The following is a 23215-nucleotide window of genomic DNA, read 5'->3' as shown; positions in this document are numbered from 1 at the left end:
AACCGCCGACATGATCAAGCGTATCGCGCAAACCGCGGGGTTCACCGGGTTGCTGGCCGCCCTGTTGCTGACCCTGCTGCAAAGCTTCTGGGTCGCCCCGCTGATTCTGCAGGCGGAAACCTATGAAAAGGCCCCGGCGGCCGAAGTCCACGAACACGCCGAAGGCGCCATGGCCGGTCACAGCCATGATGCCGAGGCCTGGGAGCCGGAAGACGGCTGGCAGCGCACCCTGTCCACCACCGGCGGCAATCTGGTGGTGGCGGTCGGCTTCGCCCTGATGCTGGCCGGGCTCTATACCCTGCGCGCGCCCAATCGCGTCTCTCAGGGCCTGCTCTGGGGACTGGCCGGTTATGCGACCTTCTGCCTGGCGCCAACCCTGGGCCTGCCACCGGAGTTGCCGGGCACCGCTGCCGCCGACCTGGCGCAACGGCAGATCTGGTGGGTCGGCACCGCCGCTTCCACTGCGGTGGGTATTGCCCTGATCGTGTTCGCCCAGAACTGGCTGCTGAAGATCCTCGGCGCAGCCATCATCGCCGTGCCCCATGTGATCGGCGCGCCACAGCCGCTAGTGCATTCGATGCTGGCCCCGGAAGAGCTGGAAGCGCAGTTCAAGATCGCCTCGCAGTTGACCAATGCGGCGTTCTGGCTGGCCCTCGGGCTGATCAGCGCCTGGCTGTTCCGACGCAAGAACACGGACCTGTACCCGGCATGATCGAAAGGCGCGCAGCGCCGACCCTGGTGGTCGGCCTGGGCTGCCAGAAAGGCTGCTCGGTGACCACGCTGCGCGCCCTGCTTGAGCAGGTGCTGCAAGCCCACGGCCTGGAGAGCGGGCAATTGCTGGCCCTGGCCAGTATCGACCTCAAGCGCAACGAACCCGGACTGCTACAACTGGCAGAACAGCTGGCCCTGCCGCTGACGTGCTTCAGCAGCAGTCAACTGGCGCCTTATGCCCCGCGCCTGAGCCATCGTTCGCCCATCGCCTTCGAGCACAGTGGCTGCTATGGCGTCGCTGAAAGCGCCGCCCTGGCACTGGCTGAACTGCTGTCCGCTGGCCCGGCCGAACTGCTGGTTCCCAGGCAAAAATGCGCCCAGGCCACCCTGGCATTGGCCACTGCCCGGTAGAATCGCCGACAATTCCCTTCTTCGAACATGAGCGTTGTTCATCTGCCGCTCTGCTCCCGCCTTTTTTTTGCACAGGACACAGCCATGACTGTCTATTTCATCGGTGCCGGCCCCGGCGACCCGGAGCTGATCACCGTCAAGGGCCAGCGCCTGATCCATCGCTGCCCGGTGATCATCTATGCCGGCTCGCTGGTGCCCGAGGCCGTCCTCGAAGGTCACAGCGCGATACGAGTGATCAACAGCGCCGAGCTGCACCTGGAACAGATCATCGAGGCGATCAGGCACGCCCACGACCAGGGCCAGGATGTGGCCCGGGTGCATTCCGGCGACCCGAGCCTGTACGGCGCCATTGGCGAACAGATTCGCTGCCTGCGGGAGCTGGGCATTCCCTTCGAGATCATCCCTGGCGTCACCGCCACCGCCGCCTGCGCCGCATTGCTGGGGGCCGAACTGACCCTGCCGGATGTGTCCCAGAGCGTGATCCTGACCCGCTATGCGGACAAGACCGCCATGCCGGCCGGTGAAGAATTCGCCAGCCTCGCGGCCCACGGCGCCACCATGGCGATTCACCTGGGGGTCAACCACCTGGAGAAGATCGTCGCCGAACTGCTGCCCCATTACGGCGCCGACTGCCCGATTGCCGTGGTGCACCGGGCTACCTGGCCGGACCAGGACTGGGCCCTGGGCACCCTGGCGGACATTGCCGACAAAGTCGCGGCCAAGGGCTTCCGGCGCACGGCGCTGATCCTGGTAGGCCGGGTGCTGGCCACGGATGTTTTCAGCGAGTCATCGCTGTACCGCGCCGGGCACGCACACCTCTACCGCCCCTGACACACATCCTGCGTAGGAGCTGGCTTGCCAGCGAAAGCGATCTTGGCATCGTGCAAGGCTTGAGGGCCCTTTCGCCGGCAAGCCGGCTCCTACGGAGGCTTATTCGGGGTGCGGGCTGCGGGCATAAAAAAACGGCGCTCACGGGGCGCCGTTTTTTTGTTGGCAGCGAACGCCTTAGTAGTAGGCGTTTTCTTTCTGCGTGTGGTCGGTGACGTCGCGCACGCCCTTGAGCTCAGGGATGCGCTCAAGCAGGGTGCGTTCGATACCTTCCTTCAAGGTGACGTCGGCCTGGCCGCAGCCCTGGCAACCACCGCCGAATTGCAGCACGGCGATGCCGTCGTCAACGACGTCGATCAGACTGACCTGGCCGCCGTGGCTGGCCAGCCCGGGGTTGATCTCGGTTTGCAGGTAGTAGTTGATGCGCTCGTTGATCGGGCTGTCGGCATTGACCATCGGCACCTTGGCGTTGGGCGCCTTGATGGTCAGCTGGCCGCCCATGCGGTCGGTGGCGTAGTCGACCACCGCGTCATCGAGGAAAGCTTCGCTGAAGGCGTCGATGTAGGCGGTGAAGCTTTTCAGGCCCAGGGCCTTGTCTTCGGGTTTCTCTTCGCCCGGCTTGCAATAGGCGATGCAGGTCTCGGCGTACTGAGTCCCTGGCTGGGTGATGAAGATGCGGATGCCGATCCCCGGGGTGTTCTGCTTGGACAGCAGATCAGCCAGATAATCGTGGGCGGCGTCGGTAATGGTTATGGCGCTCATGGTGGTTCCTCGCAGACGTGGGCGCAGTTTACGCCAATCGACGCCGCTGACAAAGTCCTAGTATTTTTGTCGGGATAGACCTTGGTATAGGGCGCCCCGGGGGCCCGCCAGCGGGCGTCCCGAGGACCGATGACGGCTCTATCTCAGAGGTTTTCGTAACGGTTCATGTCCATGACCCCGGCTTCCAGCGGATCGACTTCCTGCAGGTAGCGGGTCTGATCGTGAAAGTACTGCCAGAACTGCGGATGGCTGCGGCGGATGCCCCAGCGCTCGACGACCTTCTCGAAACTTGCGCCATCGCTCACCGCCTGCAGCGCATCGACAAAGGCCGGCACCTGCTCGGCCGGAACGTTGAACATGAAGTTCGGGTAACTGCTGAGAATCCCCGGGAAAATCGTCAGGGTGTCCAGGCCCGGCTGGTAACGCAGCGACTCGCCGAGCATGAAGGCCACGTTACTGTGGGCGCGGTTGCGCAGCATGCTGTAGAACTCGCGCTTGCCGCTCGGGGCCTGGACCCGCAGCAGGGTCGCCTCCGGCAACTGCTCGATGACCTTGAGCCCCGCCGCCGGACGCGACGCCAGGCGGCTCAGGGCCTGTTCGGCATCCTGCAGCGCCGGGTCGATGTTCGGGCGCGAACAGTAGGCGCCGTCACAGCGGTTGATCGGGTCCGGCTTGGCGTTGAGCTCGCCGTAGCGGGCCAGCAACTGCTTGGCGAAGTCCTTTTTCGGGTCCTTGGGGTCGAGCTTCAGCGCGCTGCGCTTGCCGTCGTCGATGGACTCGTAATCCAGCCACATCTTGAACTTGCCGCTGTTCTGGTACCAATCGTCGAGGAAGTCCTCGCGGGTGCCGGCAGGCATCAGGCGCAGGAAGTTCTGCTCGGCGCCGTTGCGGATCAGGTCGAAGTACAACCGGGTCTGGGCCTGGTGGGAGACGTTGCCGAACACGTCGAAATTCACCGCCAGCTGATAGTAGGTGCGCTCCAGCAGCGGGTAGTCGAACAGCCACATCGTTTGCGGCACCTCGCCGATCAGGCCCTTGGTCACCGAGGCACTGTCGAAGTGGCGGAAGATGCTCAGCAACGCGTTGTCGTTGCCGGCCCACAGGCTCGACCAGCTCGGTGCCGGGGCATGGGCATAAAAGTCGCGGCGCAGGGCCTCGTATTCGTTGCGCTTGTCGCGGTAGGCCAGCCACAGGCTGAGCACGCTGCCGACGTCGTCGTTCTGCCCGGGCATGGCCAGCAGTGGCGTGGCCTGGCCGCGATAGGCCGGATCGGTGATGTACAGGTCGTGTTCCGGGGCCTGGAACAGCGCCCAGAAATTATCGCGAATCACATCGGTGGCGATCTGCCCGCGACACACCGGGCCACGAATAAAGGTGCGCACGAAGTACTCGGCGTTATCCAGCATGAACTGGTAGCGGGCCTTGGCCGGAATCGCTTCGAAGGTTTCGAACGGGTTGGCCCGGCGCGCCGGCCCGTAGCCCGGCAAGGCGGTGACCTGCCAGTCGCCGCTGTAGAACAGGGTCTTGACCCGGGCCATCTTCGCCGCGCTCAACGGGTAGGTGATGTGGGTCTTGTGCACGATCACCCCTTGCACCGGCCACAGGCGGTAATACACCTGGGTGCCCGGGTCGTCGTTGGGGCGGCGGGTGTTGATCAGGTCGATCGGCTGGCCGCTGGGGGTACGCGAGCGCACCCACTGGAAGAAGTGCCCCGGCTCGCCGCCTTCAAAATAGATATGGGCGAGGAACCAGTGCTCGTAGAGCCAGCGCGCCACCAGGCTTTCCCGGGCGCCGGGGGCGTTGAGCAGGTTCTCCCACTGCGCCACTTGCAGGCTTTCCCGGGCACTGGGGGCCAGGCCCTGTTCGTCGATCGGCGCGCCGGAAGCCAGCCAGCGCTGCAGGGTCTGGTATTGCTGGTCGGTGAGGCCGGTGACCGCCAGCGGCATGCCCTCTTTCGGGTGGGCGCCGGCATAGGCGTCGAACTCCGCCGGCTGCGGACACATGTTTTCCCGGCTCAGGCCCAGGGCGATGTCACTGGGTAGCTTGGCGTTGGGTTGCAGCGGGGTGCGATGACCGAGTTCGAGCATCCGCGCCATCAGCGCCGCCTGGCTGCCCTGGGCGTCGAGCACCGAATAAAAGCCCTGGCGCTGCCAGGCCGCCTTGCCGCTGGCGTCATAGAACAGCCGGGTTGGTGCCTGCGCCTGACTGCGCTCGCCGTCGTACACCGGAATCTTCGACGCGCCGCGCCCGGCCCCCTCGCCGCTGCCCAGGTTGAGCTGACAGGCAGAGTCGTAGCAGGCATGGCAGGCCACGCACTTCTCGGTAAAGATCGGCTGGATGTCGCGGGTGTAGGAAATGGCCGGTGCCGGACCTTGGGCCATGCACCATGAACTGAGCAGCAGCAAAGCGCTGGCAACGACAAAACGGTACGGCATGTCCCTGGTCCCGAAAGTAAAAAAACGCCGCGATTCTACCGATGTCGCCCGGCCACCAACATGAGCGATATTCATGCAAAACCCGCACATGCCGCAAAACCATGCAGGTTTGCTATGATCCACGCCCTTCGTAATGGCCCTACCAGGTAGTTCTCATGTCTGATCGCAGTGCTCGCCTCCACGCTCTTAAGCAAGCCCTCAAAGAGCGCATTCTGATTCTCGATGGCGGCATGGGCACCATGATCCAGAGCTACAAGCTCGAAGAGCAGGACTACCGTGGCAAGCGCTTCGCCGACTGGCCCAGCGACGTCAAGGGCAACAACGACCTGTTGGTGATCACCCGCCCGGACGTGATCGGCGGCATCGAAAAAGCCTATCTGGATGCCGGCGCCGACATCCTGGAAACCAACACTTTCAACGCCACGCGCATTTCCATGGCCGATTACGGCATGGAAGAACTGGCCTACGAATTAAACCTAGAGGGCGCACGACTGGCCCGCAAGGTGGCCGACGCCAAGACCCAGGAGAACCCGGACAAGCCGCGTTTCGTCGCCGGTGTCCTGGGCCCGACCAGCCGCACCTGCTCGCTGTCGCCGGACGTCAACAACCCCGGTTACCGCAACGTCACCTTCGATGAACTGGTGGAGAACTACACCGAGGCCACCAAGGGCCTGATCGAAGGCGGCGCCGACCTGATCCTGATCGAGACCATCTTCGACACCTTGAACGCCAAGGCAGCGATCTTCGCCGTGCAGGGCGTGTTCGAGGAGTTGGGCTTCGAACTGCCGATCATGATTTCCGGAACCATCACCGATGCCTCCGGGCGGACCCTGTCGGGCCAGACCACCGAGGCCTTCTGGAACTCCGTGGCCCACGCCAAGCCGATCTCGGTAGGCCTGAACTGCGCCCTGGGCGCCAGCGAACTACGCCCGTACCTGGAAGAGCTGTCGAACAAGGCCAGCACCCACGTCTCGGCGCACCCCAACGCCGGCCTGCCCAACGAATTCGGCGAATACGACGAGTTGCCGGAACAAACCGCCAAGGTCATCGAGGAGTTCGCCCAGAGCGGCTTCCTGAACATCGTCGGCGGCTGCTGCGGCACCACCCCGGGGCACATTGCCGCCATCGCCAAAGCGGTGGCCGGCTACGCCCCGCGACAGATCCCGGACATTCCCAAGGCCTGCCGCCTGTCGGGCCTGGAGCCCTTCACCATCGATCGCAACTCGCTGTTCGTGAACGTCGGTGAACGCACCAACATCACCGGCTCGGCGAAATTCGCCCGACTGATCCGCGAGGACAACTACACCGAGGCCCTGGAAGTCGCCCTGCAGCAGGTGGAAGCCGGCGCCCAGGTGATCGACATCAACATGGACGAAGGGATGCTGGATTCGAAGAAGGCTATGGTGACCTTCCTCAATCTGATCGCCGGCGAGCCGGACATCTCCCGCGTGCCGATCATGATCGACTCCTCCAAGTGGGAAGTGATCGAAGCCGGCCTCAAGTGCATCCAGGGCAAGGGCATCGTCAACTCCATCAGCATGAAGGAAGGCGTGGAGCAGTTCATTCACCACGCCAAACTGTGCAAGCGCTACGGCGCCGCGGTGGTGGTGATGGCCTTCGACGAGGTCGGCCAGGCCGACACCGAGGCGCGCAAGAAGGAAATCTGCAAGCGCTCCTACGACATCCTGGTCAATGAAGTGGGCTTCCCGCCGGAAGACATCATCTTCGACCCGAACATCTTCGCCGTGGCCACCGGTATCGAGGAACACAACAACTACGCGGTGGACTTCATCAACGCCTGCGCCTACATCCGCGACGAGCTGCCCTACGCCCTGAGCTCCGGCGGCGTGTCCAACGTGTCGTTCTCGTTCCGCGGCAACAACCCGGTGCGCGAGGCGATCCACTCGGTGTTCCTGCTGTATGCGATCCGCAACGGCCTGACCATGGGCATCGTCAACGCCGGCCAGCTGGAGATCTACGACCAGATCCCGCAGCAGCTGCGCGACGCCGTGGAAGACGTGGTGCTCAACCGCACGCCGAACGGCACCGACGCGCTGCTGGCGATCGCCGACCAGTTCAAGGGCGACGGCAGCGTCAAGGAAGCGGAAACCGAGGAATGGCGCAGCTGGGACGTCAACAAGCGCCTGGAACACGCCCTGGTCAAGGGCATCACCACCCATATCGTCGAAGACACCGAAGAGTCGCGCCTGAGTTTCAGCCGCCCGATCGAAGTCATCGAAGGCCCGCTGATGTCCGGCATGAACGTGGTCGGCGACCTGTTCGGCGCCGGCAAGATGTTCCTGCCCCAGGTGGTGAAGTCCGCCCGGGTAATGAAGCAGGCGGTGGCCCACCTGATTCCGTTTATCGAGCTGGAAAAAGGCGACAAGCCGGAAGCCAAGGGCAAGATCCTCATGGCCACGGTCAAGGGCGACGTGCACGACATCGGCAAGAACATCGTCGGCGTGGTCCTGGGCTGCAACGGCTACGACATCGTCGACCTCGGGGTGATGGTGCCGGCGGAGAAGATCCTCCAGGTGGCCAAGGAGCAGCAGTGCGACATCATCGGCCTGTCCGGGCTGATCACCCCGTCCCTGGACGAGATGGTCCACGTCGCCCGCGAGATGCAGCGCCAGGATTTCCACCTGCCGCTGATGATCGGTGGCGCCACCACCTCCAAGGCCCACACCGCGGTGAAGATCGAGCCCAAGTACAGCAATGACGCGGTGGTCTACGTCACCGACGCCTCCCGCGCGGTGGGCGTGGCCACCCAGTTGCTGTCCAAGGAGCTCAAGGCCGGCTTCGTGCAGAAGACCCGCGAGGAATACGTCGAAGTGCGCGAGCGCACCGCCAACCGCAGCGCCCGTACCGAGCGCCTGAGCTACGCCGCGGCCATCGCCAAGAAGCCGCAGTTCGACTGGAGCAGCTACCAGCCGGTCAAGCCGACCTTCACCGGCGCCCGGGTGCTGGACAACATCGACCTCAAGGTGCTGGCCGAATACATCGACTGGACGCCGTTCTTCATCTCCTGGGACCTGGCCGGCAAGTTCCCGCGCATCCTTGAGGACGAGGTGGTGGGTGAAGCCGCTACCGCCCTGTATAAGGACGCCCGGGAGATGCTCGACAAGCTGATCAACGAAAAACTGATCAGCGCCCGCGCCGTGTTCGGCTTCTGGCCGGCCAACCAGGTGCAGGACGACGACCTGGAAGTCTACGGTGACGACGGCCAGCCCCTGGCGCGCCTGCACCACCTGCGCCAGCAGATCATCAAGACCGACGGCAAGCCGAACTTCTCCCTGGCCGACTTCGTCGCGCCCAAGGACAGCGGCATCACCGATTACGTGGGCGGCTTCATCACCACCGCCGGGATCGGCGCCGAGGAAGTGGCCAAGGCCTACCAGGACGCCGGCGACGACTACAACTCGATCATGGTCAAGGCCCTGGCCGACCGCCTGGCCGAGGCCTGCGCCGAGTGGCTGCACCAGCAGGTGCGTAAGGACTACTGGGGCTATGCCAAGGACGAGCAACTGGACAACGAGGCACTGATCAAGGAGCAGTACAGCGGTATCCGCCCTGCCCCGGGCTACCCGGCCTGCCCGGATCACACCGAGAAGAGCACCCTGTTCGCCCTGCTCGACCCCGAGGCCAGCGAAGGCCATGCCGGCCGCAGTGGCGTGTTCCTCACTGAGCACTTCGCCATGTTCCCGGCGGCGGCGGTCAGCGGCTGGTACTTCGCCCACCCGCAGGCGCAGTACTTCGCCGTGGGCAAGGTCGATAAGGACCAGGTGCAGAGCTACACCGAGCGCAAAGGCCAGGACCTGGCCGTGAGCGAGCGCTGGCTGGCGCCGAACCTGGGCTACGACAACTGATCCAGAGGCGCTAGAAGCCGGCTTGTTGGCGCAGGCGGCCCCCGGGGCTGCTTCGCTGGCAAGCCGCTTGCCATACCCGTCCGCCCTCACAGGCCGCATTGTCTATGCTCTGTTGACACCCCACCGTGTCGAGGGATTTATGGACGATCCAAGCAACGACCAGCAACCGCCCACCTTCCTGCAGATGCTGCAAAGCGTGCTGGCGGCGGCCTTTGGCGTGCAAAGCGGAAAAAATCGCGCCCGGGACTTCAGCCACGGCAAGCCCAGTCACTTCATCGTGCTGGGCATTGTCTTCACCGCCCTGTTTGTCCTGGTGCTATTGGGCATCGCCAATCTGGCGATGCACCTGGCAGGGGCCTGAAACCGGGTCAGCGCAGCAACAGCTGCAAACCGAAGGGATAGCGATAGCTGTCTGGCTTGCCCTGGGCGGACAGCCCGTGAAAGTCGACACGGTCCCCGACCTGATCGCCAAAGCGCAAGAGCTGCTGGGCTTGAGCGCGGGTCAATGACTGGAACAGCGACAATTGCCAGTCGGGCCCGCCCAGGCGCCGGGGATCCAGCCCCAGCGCATCGTCATGCAGGGCCACCAGGGCCCAGCCACCGATCGTGAAATGCCCGGCCATCAGCACTGATAACTGCCCGTCGATCAAGGCCCGCAAGGCCTCGGGCGAACTGTTGAGCCCGCTGAACAGCAGGTCGCCCCCCGGCTTGCGGCCCAGCTCCCGGGCAGCCCGCATGGCCCCCAGGGCCATTTCGTCGTTGGCCGACCAGACCAGTTGCGTCTGCGGATAGCGCTGCAGCAATTGATGCGCCTGTTCGTAGGCTCGCTGCCGGTTCCACTCGCCATAGACCATCTGCCGCAGACGCACCTGAGGATGCTCCGCCAGGGCGCGACGCAGCCCTTGCTCGCGCAACTGCGCCGCCGGCGTGACTTTCACCCCGGAGAACGCCAGCAAGTCGATGGTCTGCCCTTCAGGCAAAGGGCCGTGCTTGCGCAACAGCTCGTTGAGCATCCGATAGCCGGCCTCTTCGTCGTTGCCCATCATGCTGCCAATCCAGTCGGAGTAACTGCTGCGGCTCTGGCTGATCAAGGCCCGCTGATCTTCGGTCAGCGGACTGTTGACAATGAACAGCTTGACCCCGGTGCCCTGAGACATGCGCAGGATCTGTGGCGCAACATACTGTTCGTTGACCAGCATCAGGTAATCGGGCTTGTGCGCCCGCTGAAACAGCTCCCGGGCCTGATCGAGCGAGTTCTGGGGATTGCGCTCGCCATAGAGAATCTGCAGATCCATGCCCAGATCCCGGGCGGCGGCCTGCATGAATTGCGAATAGCTGACCCAGAAGGTTTCCGTTGAATTGCCGGGATTGAGGAACACCACGGATGTCGCCTGAGCCACTGCCCAGAACGGCAGACTCAGAAACAGCAAGCACTTGAACAGAACCTTGAACATTGCGAGAAGAGCCCCAGAATTATCCCAGGCAGTATAACTGGCAACGTACTGGCCAACGGCGGCAAATTGTCATGATTGTCCGACAATTCGGGCTCTTGGATTGGACTCGACTACTGGTGACTGACCCAAAACACGGCCGTCCCCACGACCAGAATGATCAGAAAGAGAATGGCCCATGCATCAACGCTACTGTCACTTTTCCTTGTTTTGGTTGGATGGCTCATAGCATCGCCTCTAGTAGATTTTGTTGGTGACGGCTCAAAGACACGATCACAGTTAAGCTCAGGATTGCCCCTACCACAAATGGGGTTACTGGATCTCCCCTACCGTTAGTCGTTTTGGTTCTTTTCATATACTCAAACATCACTTTTGCGCATAACCACAAACTGGTATCGTTCGCCGGCTCTGAAGGGAGTGCGCGGCCGTGCGCGCAGATTTGCTTACATGGGTGGCGTTGAGCGTGTGCGCTGGTGTGCCACCTGTAGCCTGAGAACTGGACCTATATGTACGTATACGACGAGTACGATCAGCGGATCATCGAGGACCGCGTCAAGCAGTTCCGTGATCAGACCCGACGCTATCTGGCAGGCGAGCTGAGCGAAGAAGAATTCCGCCCCCTGCGTCTGCAGAATGGCCTCTATATCCAACGTTTTGCCCCGATGCTGCGGGTCGCCGTGCCCTACGGCCAACTGACCTCGCGCCAAGCGCGGATGATGGCCAAGATCGCCCGCGACTACGACAAAGGCTACGCGCACATCAGTACCCGGCAGAACGTGCAGTTCAACTGGCCGGCCCTGGAAGACGTGCCGGACATCCTCGCCGAGCTGGCCACCGTGCAGATGCACGCGATCCAGACCAGCGGCAACTGCCTGCGCAACGTCACCACCGACCAGTTCGCCGGGGTCGCGGCCGACGAGCTGATCGACCCGCGCCCCTGGTGCGAGATCGTCCGCCAGTGGACCACCTTCCACCCCGAATTCGCCTACCTGCCGCGCAAGTTCAAGATCGCCATCAATGGCTCGACGTCCGACCGCGCAGCCATCGAAGTCCACGACATCGGCCTGGAGCCGGTGTACAACGCCGCCGGCGAGCTGGGCTTCCGGGTCCTGGTGGGCGGTGGCCTGGGCCGCACTCCGGTGGTCGGCGCCTTCATCAACGAGTTCCTGCCATGGCAGGACCTGCTGAGCTACCTCGACGCCATCCTGCGGGTCTACAACCGCTATGGCCGCCGTGACAACAAGTACAAGGCGCGGATCAAGATCCTGGTCAAGGCCCTGACCCCTGAAGTGTTCGCCGAGAAGGTCGAGGCGGAAATGGTCCACCTGCGCGGCGGCCAGACCACCCTCACCGAAGCCGAAGTGCATCGCGTGGCCAAGCACTTCGTCGACCCCGACTACAAAGCCCTGAGCAACCAGGACGCCGAACTGGCGGCCCTGGACAAACAGCACCCGGGCTTCGCCCGCTGGCGCGCGCGCAATACCCTGGCCCACAAGAAGCCGGGCTACGTGGCCGTGACCCTGTCGCTCAAACCTACCGGCGTGGCGCCGGGGGATGTCACCGACAAGCAGTTCGATGCCATCGCCGACCTGGCCGACCGCTACAGCTTCGGCCAGTTGCGCACCTCCCATGAACAAAACGTGATTCTCGCGGACGTCGAGCAAAGCCAACTGTTCACCCTGTGGGGCGAGCTGCGTGAAAACGGCTTTGCTACACCGAACATTGGCCTGCTGACCGACATCATCTGCTGCCCGGGCGGCGACTTCTGCTCCCTGGCCAACGCCAAGTCGATCCCGATCGCCGAATCGATCCAGCGCCGTTTCGACGACCTGGACTACCTGTTCGACATCGGCGAGCTGGACCTGAACATCTCCGGCTGCATGAACGCCTGCGGTCACCACCACGTCGGCCACATCGGCATCCTCGGGGTGGACAAGAAAGGCGAGGAGTTCTACCAGGTGTCCCTGGGTGGCAGCGCCAGCCGCGACGCCAGCCTGGGCAAGATCCTCGGCCCGTCCTTCGCCCAGGACGACATGCCCGACGTGATCTCGAAGCTGATCGACGTGTACGTGGAACAACGTACCGAAGACGAACGCTTCATCGACACCTATCAACGTATTGGCATCGACCTCTTCAAGGAGCGCGTCTATGCAGCGAATCATTAAGAACAACGAGGTCATCGACGAAACCTGGCACTTGCTGCCCAAGGACGCGACCCTCGACGGCATCTCCAACTGCGACGACCTGATCGTGCCGTTGGCCCTGTGGCGCGATCATGCTCACGCCCTCAAGGCCCGCGACGGCGGTCTGGGTGTATGGCTGGATGCGGACGAAGAAGCCGAGGAAATCGGTGACGACGTCGAGCATTTCCAGGTGATTGCCCTGAACTTCCCGGCCTTCACCGATGGCCGCAACTACTCCAACGCCCGCCTGCTGCGTGACCGTTATGGCTACAAAGGCGAACTGCGAGCGATTGGCGACGTGTTGCGCGACCAGCTGTTCTACCTGCACCGCTGCGGCTTCGACGCCTATGCCCTGCGGGCCGACAAGGACCCCTACGAAGCCCTGGAAAGCCTCAAGGACTTCTCGGTGACCTACCAGGCCGCCACCGACGAACCGCTGCCGCTGTTCCGTCGCCGCTAAAGCCTGGCGCCAACAAAAAGCCCTGAACCGGTTTCCCGGTTCAGGGCTTTTTTTGTATCGGCTCTGCCAACCACTGTAGGAGCCGGCTTGCCGGCGAAGGGGCCCTTGAGCCTTGTACAAACCTTGCGGCCGCCTTCGCTGGCAAGCCAGCTCCTACAGAGCCGGCGCCCTCAATTCGAGGGTTACCAGAAGCGCTGTTGGGTCAGGCGGCTCCACCAGGTCAGCAGCACGCGGTCGATGGAACCGCTGGCGGCCAGGCCTACGCGTTCCTGCAGACTCTTGCGCTCGGCATAGTGCAGGTGGAACACCTCGGCATTCTTGGCTTTTTCCGCCAGGTACTCATCGCTGGTCTGCAGCTCGTCCACCAGCAACTTCTCTTGCGCTGCCACGCCCAGCCAGACTTCACCGGTGGCCACTTCATCAATGGCCAATTGCGGGCGATAGCGGGACACGAAGTTCTTGAACAACTGATGGGTCACGTCCAGGTCTTCCTGGAACTTCTCCCGGCCCTTCTCGGTGTTCTCGCCAAATACCGTCAGGGTGCGCTTGTACTCGCCGGCGGTGAGCACTTCAAAATCGATGTCGTGTTTTTTCAGCAGGCGGTTGACGTTGGGCAGCTGGGCCACCACGCCGATGGAACCGAGGATGGCGAACGGCGCGCTGATAATCTTCTCGCCGATGCAAGCCATCATGTAGCCGCCACTGGCCGCCACCTTGTCGATGCACACCGTCAGCGGCACCCCGGCCTGGCGGATACGCGCCAGCTGCGAGGAGGCCAGCCCGTAGCTGTGGACCATGCCGCCACCGCTTTCCAGGCGCAGCACCACCTCATCCTTGGGCGTGGCCAGGCTCAGCAAGGCGGTGATCTCGTGGCGCAGGCCTTCAGTGGCGGAGGCCTTGATATCGCCATTGAAGTCCAGCACGAAGACCCGGGGTTTGGCTTCGGCTGGCTGTTTCTTCTGCTTCTTCTGGCTCTTTTCAGTCTTGCTCTGGGCCTTGCGCAGGGCCTTGAGCTGATCCTTGTCCAGCAGGCTCTGCTCCAGGCGCTCGCGCAGGTCCTTGTAGAAATCATTCAGCTTGCTGACCTGCAACTGCCCCACCCCCTTGCGGCGGCCCTTGCTGCGCAGCGCAGCGGCAGTGATCAGCACCACCAGGATGGCAACCACCAGGGTCACGGTCTTGGCCAGGAAACTGGCGTATTCGGCGAAAAACTCCACAGGGACTCCTCAAACATGAACCGCTGCCAACCGGCAGCGCAATGGGCTAAAGCATACCGGCGCGACCGGTCGGCCACCAGTCGCGAAACCTCGTGTTACGAGGCTCCAACAAGCATTTCAAACAAGCGTATGTTTTTTCATTGACAGCTCACCGGCATCCTCATAACCTCGCAAAACTTTCAACGTACCGGGACGACACGGACGTGGGCAGCATCTATCTGATTCGACATGGCCAAGCCTCTTTCGGTGCAGACGACTACGACGTGTTGTCCGCCACCGGCGTGCGCCAGGCTGCAGTGCTCGGCGAGCATCTGGCGGCGCTGGGCATCCGCTTCGATCGCTGCCTGTCCGGCGACCTGCGTCGCCAGCAGCACACCGCACACACCGCCATGGAACAGATGAGCGCCGCCGGTGTTGGCCAACCGTCCCTGGAAATCGATTCCGCCTTTAACGAATTCGACGCCGATGCCATCATCCGCGCCCTGCTGCCCGATCTGCTGCCCCAGGAACCCGAAGCCCTGAATATCCTGCGCAATGCCGCGCAGAACCGCGCCGAGTTCCAGCGCATCTTCGCCCTGATCATCCAACGCTGGCTGGCCGGCACCTACGATCCGCCTGGACTGGAAAGCTGGCTGGGCTTCGTCGAGCGGGTCCAGGGCGGCCTGCAGCGGATTCTCGAAGCGGCCAACAATCAACAGAAGATCGCCGTGTTCACCTCCGGCGGCACCATCACCGCCCTGCTCCACCTGATCACCCGGATGCCCGCCCAGCAGGCGTTCGAACTGAATTGGCAAATCGTCAACACCTCGCTCAACCAGCTGAAGTTCCGCGGGCGCGAGGTGTCTTTGGCTTCCTTCAACGGTCATGCCCATCTGCAACTGTTGAAGGCCCCGGAGCTCATCACCTTCCGTTGAGCCCGGCTAACTGTGACCCTTGCTGTAACCACCCCATAAAAGGATCGAACCATGACCTCCGTAGCTGACGCCGTACAAGCCATGAAAGCCAAGTTCAACCCAGCTGCCGCTGCCGGCCTGGACCTGGTTTTCGGTTTCCGCATCGATGACTCCAAGCACTTCTCGCTGGTGGTCAAGGACAGCACCTGCGAACTCAAGGAAGGCGAGAACCCGGACGCCCAGGTCACCCTGGTCATGGACGGTGAAACCCTGAACGGCATCGTCACCGGCGAAACCGACGGCATGCAAGCCTTCATGGGCGGCAAACTGCGCGCCGAAGGCGACATGATGCTGGCCATGAAACTGAGCGAGCTGTTCCCAGCCTAAGACCCGCAAGGTCCGGCTGTAGACAAATCCCGCCCCTGTGGCGGGATTTGTCGTTTCTGGACCACGCAAAGCCTCTAGCCCGCGTGTTTGCCCTGGATCAATACCACTGGGCGGCTCAGCGTCCAGGCGGCACGCTTGATTGATCTCGGTCAGCTCTCGCGCAGCAGCCCCCCTCTACTCTTGCGCCTCCATCGCGGCCAGGGACGGCACAGCCGGAGCCCTTTGCCACACCGCTATCACTCACGGAAGAGTCTGCTTATGCGATCACTGAAGATCATCCTGCTGTCCACCGCCTTCAACGGCCTGACCCAACGCGCCTGGCTCGACCTGCGCCAGGCCGGGCATCGCCCCAGCGTGGTGCTGTTCACCGGTGAAGAAGAGGTCTGCCGGCAGATCGAAGAAGCCGAGGCCGACCTGGTGATCTGCCCGTTCCTCAAGGACCGGGTGCCGCAACAGCTGTGGAGCAACCCCAAGCGCCCGGTGGTGATCATCCACCCAGGGATAGTCGGCGACCGTGGCGCCAGCGCCCTGGACTGGGCCATCAGCAAGGAGCTCAAGCGCTGGGGCGTCACCGCGTTGCAGGCGGTGGAAGAAATGGACGCCGGGCCGATCTGGTCGACCCATGAATTCAACCTGCCCGCCGGCCTGCGCAAATCCGAGCTGTACAACGGCCTGGTCAGCGACGCCGCCATCCACTGCATCCGCGACGTGGTGGAAAAATTCCGCAACGGCTTTACCCCCGTGCCCCTGGATTACGACAACCCCGCGGTGCTCGGCCGCCTGCAGCCGAACATGAAGCAATGCGACCGCACATTCAGCTGGCACGACGGCGCACAATTCATCAAGCGCAGCATCGACGCCGCCGACGGCCAGCCCGGTGTCCTGGCCAGCCTCGCCGGCGGCCAGTACTACGTCTACGACGCCCACCTGGACTCACGCACCGGCATGCCCGGGCAACTGCTGGCGGTGCACGACGACGCCGTGCTGGTAGCCTGCGGCGATCACAGCCTGTGGATCGGCTCCCTGCGCCTCAAGCCGCAACCCGGCGAGGAAACCTTCAAGCGCCCCGCCCGCCACGTACTCGGCGAACGCCTGGCCGATGTGCCGGTACTGGACTGGTCGGTATCCAGCAGCCCGTTCAGCACCGAGTCCTACCAGCCGATCCGCTACCGCGAATCCGGCCGAGTCGGCGAGCTGACCTTCGAGTTCTACAACGGCGCCATGAGCACCGAACAATGCCAGCGCCTGGTCAGTGCCCTGCGCTGGGCCAAGGCCCGGGACACCCAGGTGCTGCTGGTACGCGGCGGCCGCGGCGCCTTCAGCAACGGCGTGCACCTGAACGTGATCCAGGCCGCCGAAGTGCCGGGCCTGGAAGCCTGGGCCAATATCCAGGCCATCGACGACGTCTGCCTGGAACTGCTCAGCGCCCGCCAACTGGTGGTCAGCGGCCTGACCGGCAATGCCGGCGCCGGCGGCCTGATGCTGGCCCTGGCCGCGGACGTGGTCCTGGCCCGCGCCGATACCGTCTACAACCCGCACTACAAGAGCATGGGCCTGTACGGCTCCGAATACTGGACCTACAGCCTGCCCCGCGCCGTCGGCCAGGCCATGGCCAAGCAGCTGACCGAAGCCTGCCTGCCCATCAGCGCCCTCCAGGCCCTGCAGATGGGCATGGTCCAGGAAATCGGCCCACGCTGCCCGGACGAATTCGGCCTGTGGCTGCTGCAACGAGCCAATGGCGTCCTCACCGACCCGCGCTACCAGCACCTGCGCCAGCGCAAGCTGGACGCCGACCCGCAGCTGATGCAGCACTGCCGCAACGCCGAGCTGGAAGAGATGCACATGGACATGGTGCAAAACCGCAAGGGCTTCGCCGAGAAGTGCAGCAACTTCGTCTACAAGCGCAAGACCTGCTGCACCCCGGAGCGGCTGATCGAAGCCTGGGCCAAGCCTCAGGACATCGCCCTGGTGGGCTGATCCACGATCGATGCACGCCCCGTCACCGCCCGGCTCAGCGCCGGACGGTTTCATTTTCCCGGCTGCAACAGCAACGCCACCAACGCCGTCCAGCCGGTCTGGTGACTGGCCCCCAGCCCGCGCCCGGTTTCGCCATGAAAGTATTCATGGAACAGCACCAGCTCGCGGTCCTCGGCTGCCACCTGCAACTGCGGGTAGCCGCTCATGGACGGCCTGCGCCCGTCCTCGTCCAGCAGGAACAAGCGCGCCAGACGCTGGCTCAAGCCATCGGCCACTTCCTCCAGGGACGCCAGATACCCGGAGCCTTGCGGGTACTCCACCGAAAAGTTGACGTCGTAGTAGCGATGAAACTCGCGCAGGGATTCGATCAGCATGTAATTGATCGGCATCCACAGCGGCCCGCGCCAGTTGGAGTTGCCGCCGTACAGCCGTGAATCAGACTCCGCCGGCACATAGCGGGCGCACAGCTGCTTGCCGTCCACCTGCATGACGAACGGCTGCTCGAAGGCCTTGGACAGGGAGCGGATCCCGAAATCCGAGAGGAACTCACTGTCGTCGAGCATGCGCTTGAGCAGGTCCTTGGTGCGCTCGCCGCGCAACAGCGCCAGGAGCATGCGGTTGCCCTTGCCCGGCTCGTACCAGCGCGACACCAGGCTCGCCAAGTCCGGACGATGATGCAAAAAGCCCAACAGGCGCTGGGCCAGCCCTGGCAGGTTCTCGTGCTCGTGCTGCTCCAGCACCTGCACCGCGAACAGCGGCATCAGGCCGACGATGGAGCGCAGGCGCAGGGGTTCGTTCTGCCCATCAGGGCGGTGCAGCACGTCGTAGAAGAACTGGTCCTGTTCGTCCCACAGCCCCTCGGCGCTTTCATCCACGCGGTTGATGGCCCCGGCGATATACAGGAAGTGCTCGAAGAACTTCACCGCGATGTCCACGTACACGCCGTTGCGCTTGGCCAGCTCCAGGGCGATGCGCATCAGATCCAGGGCGTAGGCCGCGACCCAGGCCGTGCCATCGGCCTGATCCAGGGTAAAACCTTCCGGCAACGGCGCGGAACGATCGAACAGGGCGATATTGTCCAGGCCGAGAAAACCGCCCTGGAACAGGTTGCGGCCCTCGGCGTCCTTGCGGTTGACCCACCAGGAAAAATTCAGCAGCAGCTTGTGGAAGATGCGTTCGAGAAAGTCCAGGTCACCGACGCCGGTCAGGGCCTTTTCCTGCTGATAGACCCGCCAGCAGGCCCAGGCGTGCACCGGTGGGTTGGCATCATCGAAGCGCCACTCGTAGGCCGGCAACTGACCGTTGGGGTGCATGAAGCGGTCTTTCACCAACAGCAATAACTGCTGCTTGGCAAAGCCGGGATCGATCAGGGCGAGGGCCACCGCCTGGAAGCCCAGGTCCCAGGAGGCGTACCAGGGGTATTCCCAGGTATCGGGCATGGAAACGATGTCGCAGTTGGACAGATGGCGCCAATGGGTGTTGCGCAGGTGCTCACGCTCGCTAGGGGGCGCCGGCTGCCCGGGGTCGCCGTCCAGCCACTGGTTGACGTCGAAGTAATACAGCTGCTTGGACCACAGCAGCCCGGCCAGGGCCTGACGCTGCACATTGCGCGCATCCGCGCTTTCGATGCCCTGCTGCAGCGCCGCGTAGAACTCATCGGCCTCGCGCCGACGCTGCTCGAACAGCTGGCGGGCGCTGACCGGTTCACTACCGGCCGGGGCAAAGCGCAGGAACAGGCGCTTGCTCTCGCCGCCCGCCAGCTCCAGGACGAAATGCGCCGCCACCCGGGTGCCGCCATCCAAGGCCACCGCACTGGCTTGTCCATCCACCAGATAGTCGTTGATGCCGTCCTTGAACGGCCCCGGCGCCGCCAGCCCGTCCAGCTTGGGGAAGTTGCTGTCGTTGTTGCAGAACAGCCACTGGCAAGGCTCTGCGCCCCAGGCGGTGATCTGCCGCTCGGGCAGTTGCCCGTGCCGCGCCAGCACCCGGTCGCCCTCCAGGCGCAGGCTCGGTCGCGGCGCGTCGCCACCCCAGCTCCAGGTGTTGCGCGCCCAGACCTGGGGCAGCACCCGCAGCCGCGCCGGCTGGTGAAAGCGGTTGCGCACGGTGACATGCATGAAAATGTCATCGGCCCTGTGCTTGGCATATTCCACCGTCACATCGAAGTAGCGGTTGTCCTCGAACACCCCGGTATCGAGGATCTCGTACTCGGCATCAGACAGACCACGCCGAGCGTTTTCCGCCACCAGATCGGCATAGGGAAAGGCCGCCTGGGGGTACTTGTAGAGCATGCGCATATAGGCATGGCTGGGCACGCCGTCGAGGTAGAAATACAGCTCCTTGACGTCCTCGCCGTGGTTGCCCTCGGCATTGTTCAGACCGAACAGGCGCTCCTTGAGAATGCTGTCGTGTTCATTCCACAGCGCCAGCCCCAGGCACCAGTGCTGGGCCTTGTCGGAAAACCCCGCCAGCCCGTCCTCGCCCCAGCGGTAGGCACGGCTGCGAGCGTGCTCGTGGGGGAAGTAGCTCCAGGCATCGCCGTCGGCGCTGTAGTCCTCGCGCACCGTGCCCCACTGCCGCTCGCTGAGGTACGGACCCCACTGGCGCCAGTGCTCGGCCTCGCTGCCCTGCAGGCGCCGGCCTTCAACCGTATCGAGGATGCTGCTGGTGGATTTTGCCGGCATGGGAAGTGTCCTTGGCCATGGAGGTGACTTGCAGTGTAGGAGCGGCCCGTCTTGCTGCCCCGTGACAAATGTTTCACGGTGCGAAAACCCAAGGCCGCGAAAACAGCGCGAAAAGCCTGTGCCAGAGCCCGTGCGGTTAAATTTTTCGCCCCTGGCTCGTTATAATCGGCAACCCTTTTATGGCCACGCGGATTCGATGATGTTCAGTTGCAAAGTGTTTTTCCCGGCCCTGTTACTGATGGCCACCTGTTCGGCCCAGGCCGCGGGCCTAGACCTGAGCTACCCACAACCGCCGTTGCCGGCCACCACCCAGGCCCCGGCGCCAGAAAGCGACACGCCGAAGCTCAAGTTGCCGTTCAAGCCGGCCATCAGCTACGAGTACCGTTGCAGCGGCCAATGCACCTACGAAACCAATATCGACCAGTTGCACGACCGCGAAACCCGCCACAGTTCAAGCATCGGCTTCGACTGAGCCCCGCCATTGAACCTGTGGCGCGCTTGATCCACACTCGCGCTCCTGAGTCCTACAGCAAACTCAGAAAGTCCTGTCCTGCCAGTGCCTTGTTCCGTTTTGGGGTACATGCCTATAGTCCCGGGTCGTCCTGATGACGAACGGGTTTGGCGACCCGATGAATGGAATGAAGCGAGCTCTGCCAGATTGGTCAGGGCCCGTGTTATCGCATGACCGCTTGATGGCGGCTGTGCGCGGGAGACCTTCGGGTCTGTCGGTTCTTCCATTCCCGGCTCGCCAACCCGCGTACAGCTGCCACCCTTTTGTTTGGCGACGAATGAGTAGCGGCGCTCACACCTGAATGGAGTTGGACTCATGAATCGCTACATGCCGATCACCGGCCACGACTGCACCATCCCTTCCCTGCTGATCGATACCCAAGCCCCTGCCGATGTGCTGTACGAAGCAGCCGCCTATCGCATCCGCGCCGTCACCCAACTGCTGGAAAACTTCGCCGCCCGCCCCGACATCCCCGGCGATGCCGTGGTGCTGCAAGAGCTGGCGCTGATCTGCGCCATTCCGCTGCGCGATGGCTGCGATGTCCTGGATGTGCTGGGTCGTCAGTTGCGCACCCAGGCCATAAGTTGAACCCCGTCAATGGCGAGGGCAATGCCGCCCTCGCCATTGGCAACTGCATGGACGTCATATGCCCAATAGAGGTTTTTACCTGAGCTTTCTCTATCCAGGCATATAGAGAAACTGAAGAGCACCGAACTACCAGATCAATCGCCACAAACAATAAGAGAATCCTCACAGACATAAGGCTGTTTGAAAGATCTAATCATCCGAGCTTTTTCGATTTTCTTGGAGGATAAACACTGCAACCCGGCTTAAAACCTCTCCTGCTAGTTTGCCAAGCAGTCTGACCACACAAACAAAAAACCTAATTGCGACGAGCATTGAAGCTCAACACCTCACCATTGATACGAATCATTAATCGATCGTTCAATAACAATCAGGAAGATTGTGCAATGGCCAATCCTTTATGGTCTCATACCGCTACAACGACCCCCTCTCGCGGCGCCTCCCAGAGAGTTACCGTTGATATAACTCGGTACGTCAATAAAATTCACAACGAAAGTGGCTGGCTGCTTGTTGGCATGGACAATGTCCCTCGCGAGAATTGGCCACAGCTTTTCAAGTATTGCAAGGTCACACTAATAACCACTAAAGATAATAAGACCTATTTCAACATCCTTGAAGGAGCTCACAAAGGAAAAGTTGCATTCCTATCAGAAACAAACGCAAAGGAATACCTTGGAAAAATCGCACCAAAACAGAAGCCTATCGAGCTTGTCATGAACTATGAACGCTTAGACCAAAACTGGAAATCAATAACTAGAAACGAACACTTCCCACAACAAATAGCAAATGGAAACACTAACAATCTCAACTTCAAAGCAACGATGAATACAGTATGGAACGGTATATACTTCCCTATTCCAGCTGGCACTTACAAGATATTGCTACCTGACTTCCCTCACTCGAAAAACTATACCCAACAATATAAAAAAGAGTTCCCCAACCTGTCTCACCATCAAGTATGGTTCCCAATCGATCATGGTGACAGGAGCAGATACGTTCACGTAGGTAATGTATCGGAAGGGTGCATCACTGTCATAAGCCTGGATAAATGGTCTGAAATTCAAGAAATGCTTATTAGTCATCGCTCCTCCGATGGAAAAAGCGTGGGCAACCTTATTGTAAAAGGCAAGCCAGGGAGAGCAAAGTAATGCGCAAAAAAAATTTATACGCATGGTCCATCCTCACTGCATTGCTCGCCACCTTGCCTCATATAAATGCGTGCGCATCAGATACTAACGAACGCTACATAACCGACTGGGAATTTTTCAACCAGATCATAAAAAGATATAAATCCGGAATAAAAAACAAAAAAGACATTGAAAACTCAAGCAAAGCTGAAGCAAGGGGAAAAGAGGCATTTCTAAACAATGATTATGTAAAAGCCGAATTCCATGGCTATGGCGACGCACTGGCCTGGATTCCCAGACCAGAGTACTACTTTATAATTGGCGACATACAACTACGCAGCAAGTTGCACCTTCATACCGACTCACCTTATTCCACCCCAGAATACAAAGCCTGCTGGGACAAATACCTGTTCGCCCTGGATGCACGCAGAAGTGTAATAGATCACTTTGAAAGAGGCTTCAGCTTAACTGCAGAGTTGAATTTATCTGCCACTAAAAACTCGAAAATCTACCAACAAGCCCTGACCAATGCAGCCTGCTTTGCCCGACTGACCAGCAAGTACTCCGAAGGCGTCGGCCCTCAGTGCGTGCCGGTCGAAGAAGTCAAAAGCTGCCTCGGTAGCCCTTTGCTGTTCTTGTATCACTAGAAAAATCTGAGGCCGGTATCCAACAGTCATCGTGCGCAGGGATCGGCTGGTCATGGGTAACTCTGAGGCCGCCTTCGCGG

Annotated in this window: 19 protein-coding genes; 14 read left to right on the top strand and 5 right to left on the bottom strand. The window is 62.0% G+C overall.

Going from position 1 to position 23215, the window contains the following annotated elements; all coding sequences use genetic code 11:
* Window positions 1-10 precede the first annotated feature (10 nt).
* From GGI48_RS27260 to cobM, 3 genes are all read left to right on the top strand, one after another.
* Complete coding sequence (locus GGI48_RS27260; protein WP_179600957.1) at window positions 11-712, top strand: CbtA family protein; 702 nt, start codon at window positions 11-13, stop codon at window positions 710-712.
* Window positions 709-1122, top strand: a complete 414-nt coding sequence (locus GGI48_RS27255) for a cobalamin biosynthesis protein (protein ID WP_179600954.1) — start codon at window positions 709-711, stop codon at window positions 1120-1122. Before GGI48_RS27260 ends, GGI48_RS27255 begins: the two co-directional genes overlap by 4 nt.
* A gap of 84 nt (window positions 1123-1206) precedes the next feature.
* Window positions 1207-1953, top strand: a complete 747-nt coding sequence (gene cobM, locus GGI48_RS27250) for a precorrin-4 C(11)-methyltransferase (RefSeq protein WP_179600952.1) — start codon at window positions 1207-1209, stop codon at window positions 1951-1953.
* A gap of 174 nt (window positions 1954-2127) precedes the next feature.
* Here cobM and nfuA read toward each other — a convergent pair whose 3' ends face one another.
* Together nfuA and GGI48_RS27240 are read right to left on the bottom strand one after the other, a co-directional pair.
* Window positions 2128-2712, bottom strand: coding sequence for a Fe-S biogenesis protein NfuA (gene nfuA / locus GGI48_RS27245; RefSeq protein ID WP_016966415.1), 585 nt, complete (start codon window positions 2710-2712; stop codon window positions 2128-2130).
* A gap of 143 nt (window positions 2713-2855) precedes the next feature.
* Entirely contained in the window at window positions 2856-5147 is a 2292-nt protein-coding gene (locus tag GGI48_RS27240) for a fatty acid cis/trans isomerase (RefSeq protein WP_016966416.1), read from the bottom strand.
* A gap of 155 nt (window positions 5148-5302) precedes the next feature.
* On the opposite strand from GGI48_RS27240, the gene metH reads away from it, so the two are divergent.
* Together metH and GGI48_RS27230 are read left to right on the top strand one after the other, a co-directional pair.
* Window positions 5303-9013 carry a methionine synthase gene (gene metH / locus GGI48_RS27235; protein ID WP_179600950.1) on the top strand — a complete coding sequence of 1237 codons (3711 nt, stop codon included), beginning with the start codon at window positions 5303-5305 and terminating at the stop codon, window positions 9011-9013.
* Between the two features lie 139 nt (window positions 9014-9152).
* On the top strand, window positions 9153-9374 hold the full coding sequence (locus tag GGI48_RS27230; protein ID WP_047305031.1) for a DUF2970 domain-containing protein: 222 nt from the start codon (window positions 9153-9155) through the stop codon (window positions 9372-9374).
* A 7-nt stretch (window positions 9375-9381) separates the two neighbouring features.
* On the opposite strand, the gene GGI48_RS27225 is transcribed toward GGI48_RS27230, so the two are convergent.
* Complete coding sequence (locus GGI48_RS27225; RefSeq protein WP_179600948.1) at window positions 9382-10467, bottom strand: ABC transporter substrate-binding protein; 1086 nt, start codon at window positions 10465-10467, stop codon at window positions 9382-9384.
* 503 nt (window positions 10468-10970) lie between these two features.
* Between GGI48_RS27225 and GGI48_RS27220 the strand changes: the two genes are divergently transcribed.
* Both GGI48_RS27220 and GGI48_RS27215 read left to right on the top strand, forming a co-directional pair.
* On the top strand, window positions 10971-12629 hold the full coding sequence (locus GGI48_RS27220; protein WP_016966420.1) for a nitrite/sulfite reductase: 1659 nt from the start codon (window positions 10971-10973) through the stop codon (window positions 12627-12629).
* Window positions 12613-13107, top strand: coding sequence for a DUF934 domain-containing protein (locus GGI48_RS27215; RefSeq protein WP_016966421.1), 495 nt, complete (start codon window positions 12613-12615; stop codon window positions 13105-13107). The genes GGI48_RS27220 and GGI48_RS27215 overlap by 17 nt, the downstream gene beginning before the upstream one ends.
* 182 nt (window positions 13108-13289) lie before the next feature.
* Here GGI48_RS27215 and sohB read toward each other — a convergent pair whose 3' ends face one another.
* Window positions 13290-14324 carry a protease SohB gene (gene sohB, locus GGI48_RS27210; RefSeq protein ID WP_179600946.1) on the bottom strand — a complete coding sequence of 345 codons (1035 nt, stop codon included), beginning with the start codon at window positions 14322-14324 and terminating at the stop codon, window positions 13290-13292.
* 203 nt (window positions 14325-14527) lie between these two features.
* Between sohB and GGI48_RS27205 the strand changes: the two genes are divergently transcribed.
* The 3 genes from GGI48_RS27205 (at window position 14528) to GGI48_RS27195 (ending at window position 17581) form a co-directional block, all read left to right on the top strand.
* Window positions 14528-15238: a histidine phosphatase family protein gene (locus GGI48_RS27205; RefSeq protein WP_016966423.1), complete on the top strand. Its 711-nt coding sequence runs from the start codon at window positions 14528-14530 to the stop codon at window positions 15236-15238.
* Between the two features lie 51 nt (window positions 15239-15289).
* Window positions 15290-15604 (top strand): SCP2 sterol-binding domain-containing protein, encoded by a 315-nt coding sequence (locus tag GGI48_RS27200; protein WP_016966424.1) that lies wholly within the window; start codon window positions 15290-15292, stop codon window positions 15602-15604.
* A 258-nt stretch (window positions 15605-15862) separates the two neighbouring features.
* Window positions 15863-17581: a hydrogenase maturation protein gene (locus GGI48_RS27195; RefSeq protein WP_179600944.1), complete on the top strand. Its 1719-nt coding sequence runs from the start codon at window positions 15863-15865 to the stop codon at window positions 17579-17581.
* 50 nt (window positions 17582-17631) lie between these two features.
* Here GGI48_RS27195 and GGI48_RS27190 read toward each other — a convergent pair whose 3' ends face one another.
* On the bottom strand, window positions 17632-20265 hold the full coding sequence (locus tag GGI48_RS27190; RefSeq protein WP_179600942.1) for an MGH1-like glycoside hydrolase domain-containing protein: 2634 nt from the start codon (window positions 20263-20265) through the stop codon (window positions 17632-17634).
* A gap of 199 nt (window positions 20266-20464) precedes the next feature.
* Between GGI48_RS27190 and GGI48_RS27185 the strand changes: the two genes are divergently transcribed.
* From GGI48_RS27185 to GGI48_RS27170, 4 genes are all read left to right on the top strand, one after another.
* Entirely contained in the window at window positions 20465-20737 is a 273-nt protein-coding gene (locus GGI48_RS27185) for a hypothetical protein (protein ID WP_016966427.1), read from the top strand.
* Window positions 20738-21091: 354 nt separating this feature from the next.
* The gene (locus GGI48_RS27180) at window positions 21092-21364 is read left to right on the top strand and encodes a hypothetical protein (RefSeq protein ID WP_047305039.1); all 273 of its coding nucleotides are present in this window, start codon (window positions 21092-21094) and stop codon (window positions 21362-21364) included.
* Window positions 21365-21747: 383 nt separating this feature from the next.
* On the top strand, window positions 21748-22509 hold the full coding sequence (locus tag GGI48_RS27175) for a hypothetical protein (RefSeq protein ID WP_179600940.1): 762 nt from the start codon (window positions 21748-21750) through the stop codon (window positions 22507-22509).
* The gene (locus GGI48_RS27170) at window positions 22509-23135 is read left to right on the top strand and encodes a hypothetical protein (protein ID WP_179600939.1); all 627 of its coding nucleotides are present in this window, start codon (window positions 22509-22511) and stop codon (window positions 23133-23135) included. Before GGI48_RS27175 ends, GGI48_RS27170 begins: the two co-directional genes overlap by 1 nt.
* The last annotated feature ends 80 nt before the right edge of the window (window positions 23136-23215 follow it).

It is taken from the genome of Pseudomonas protegens (assembly GCF_013407925.2).
In the GTDB taxonomy this organism is placed as follows: Bacteria; Pseudomonadota; Gammaproteobacteria; order Pseudomonadales; family Pseudomonadaceae; genus Aquipseudomonas; species Aquipseudomonas fluorescens_AP.
Note: the sequence above shows the minus strand (reverse complement) of the source record. Positions and strands in the feature narration are given on the sequence as shown.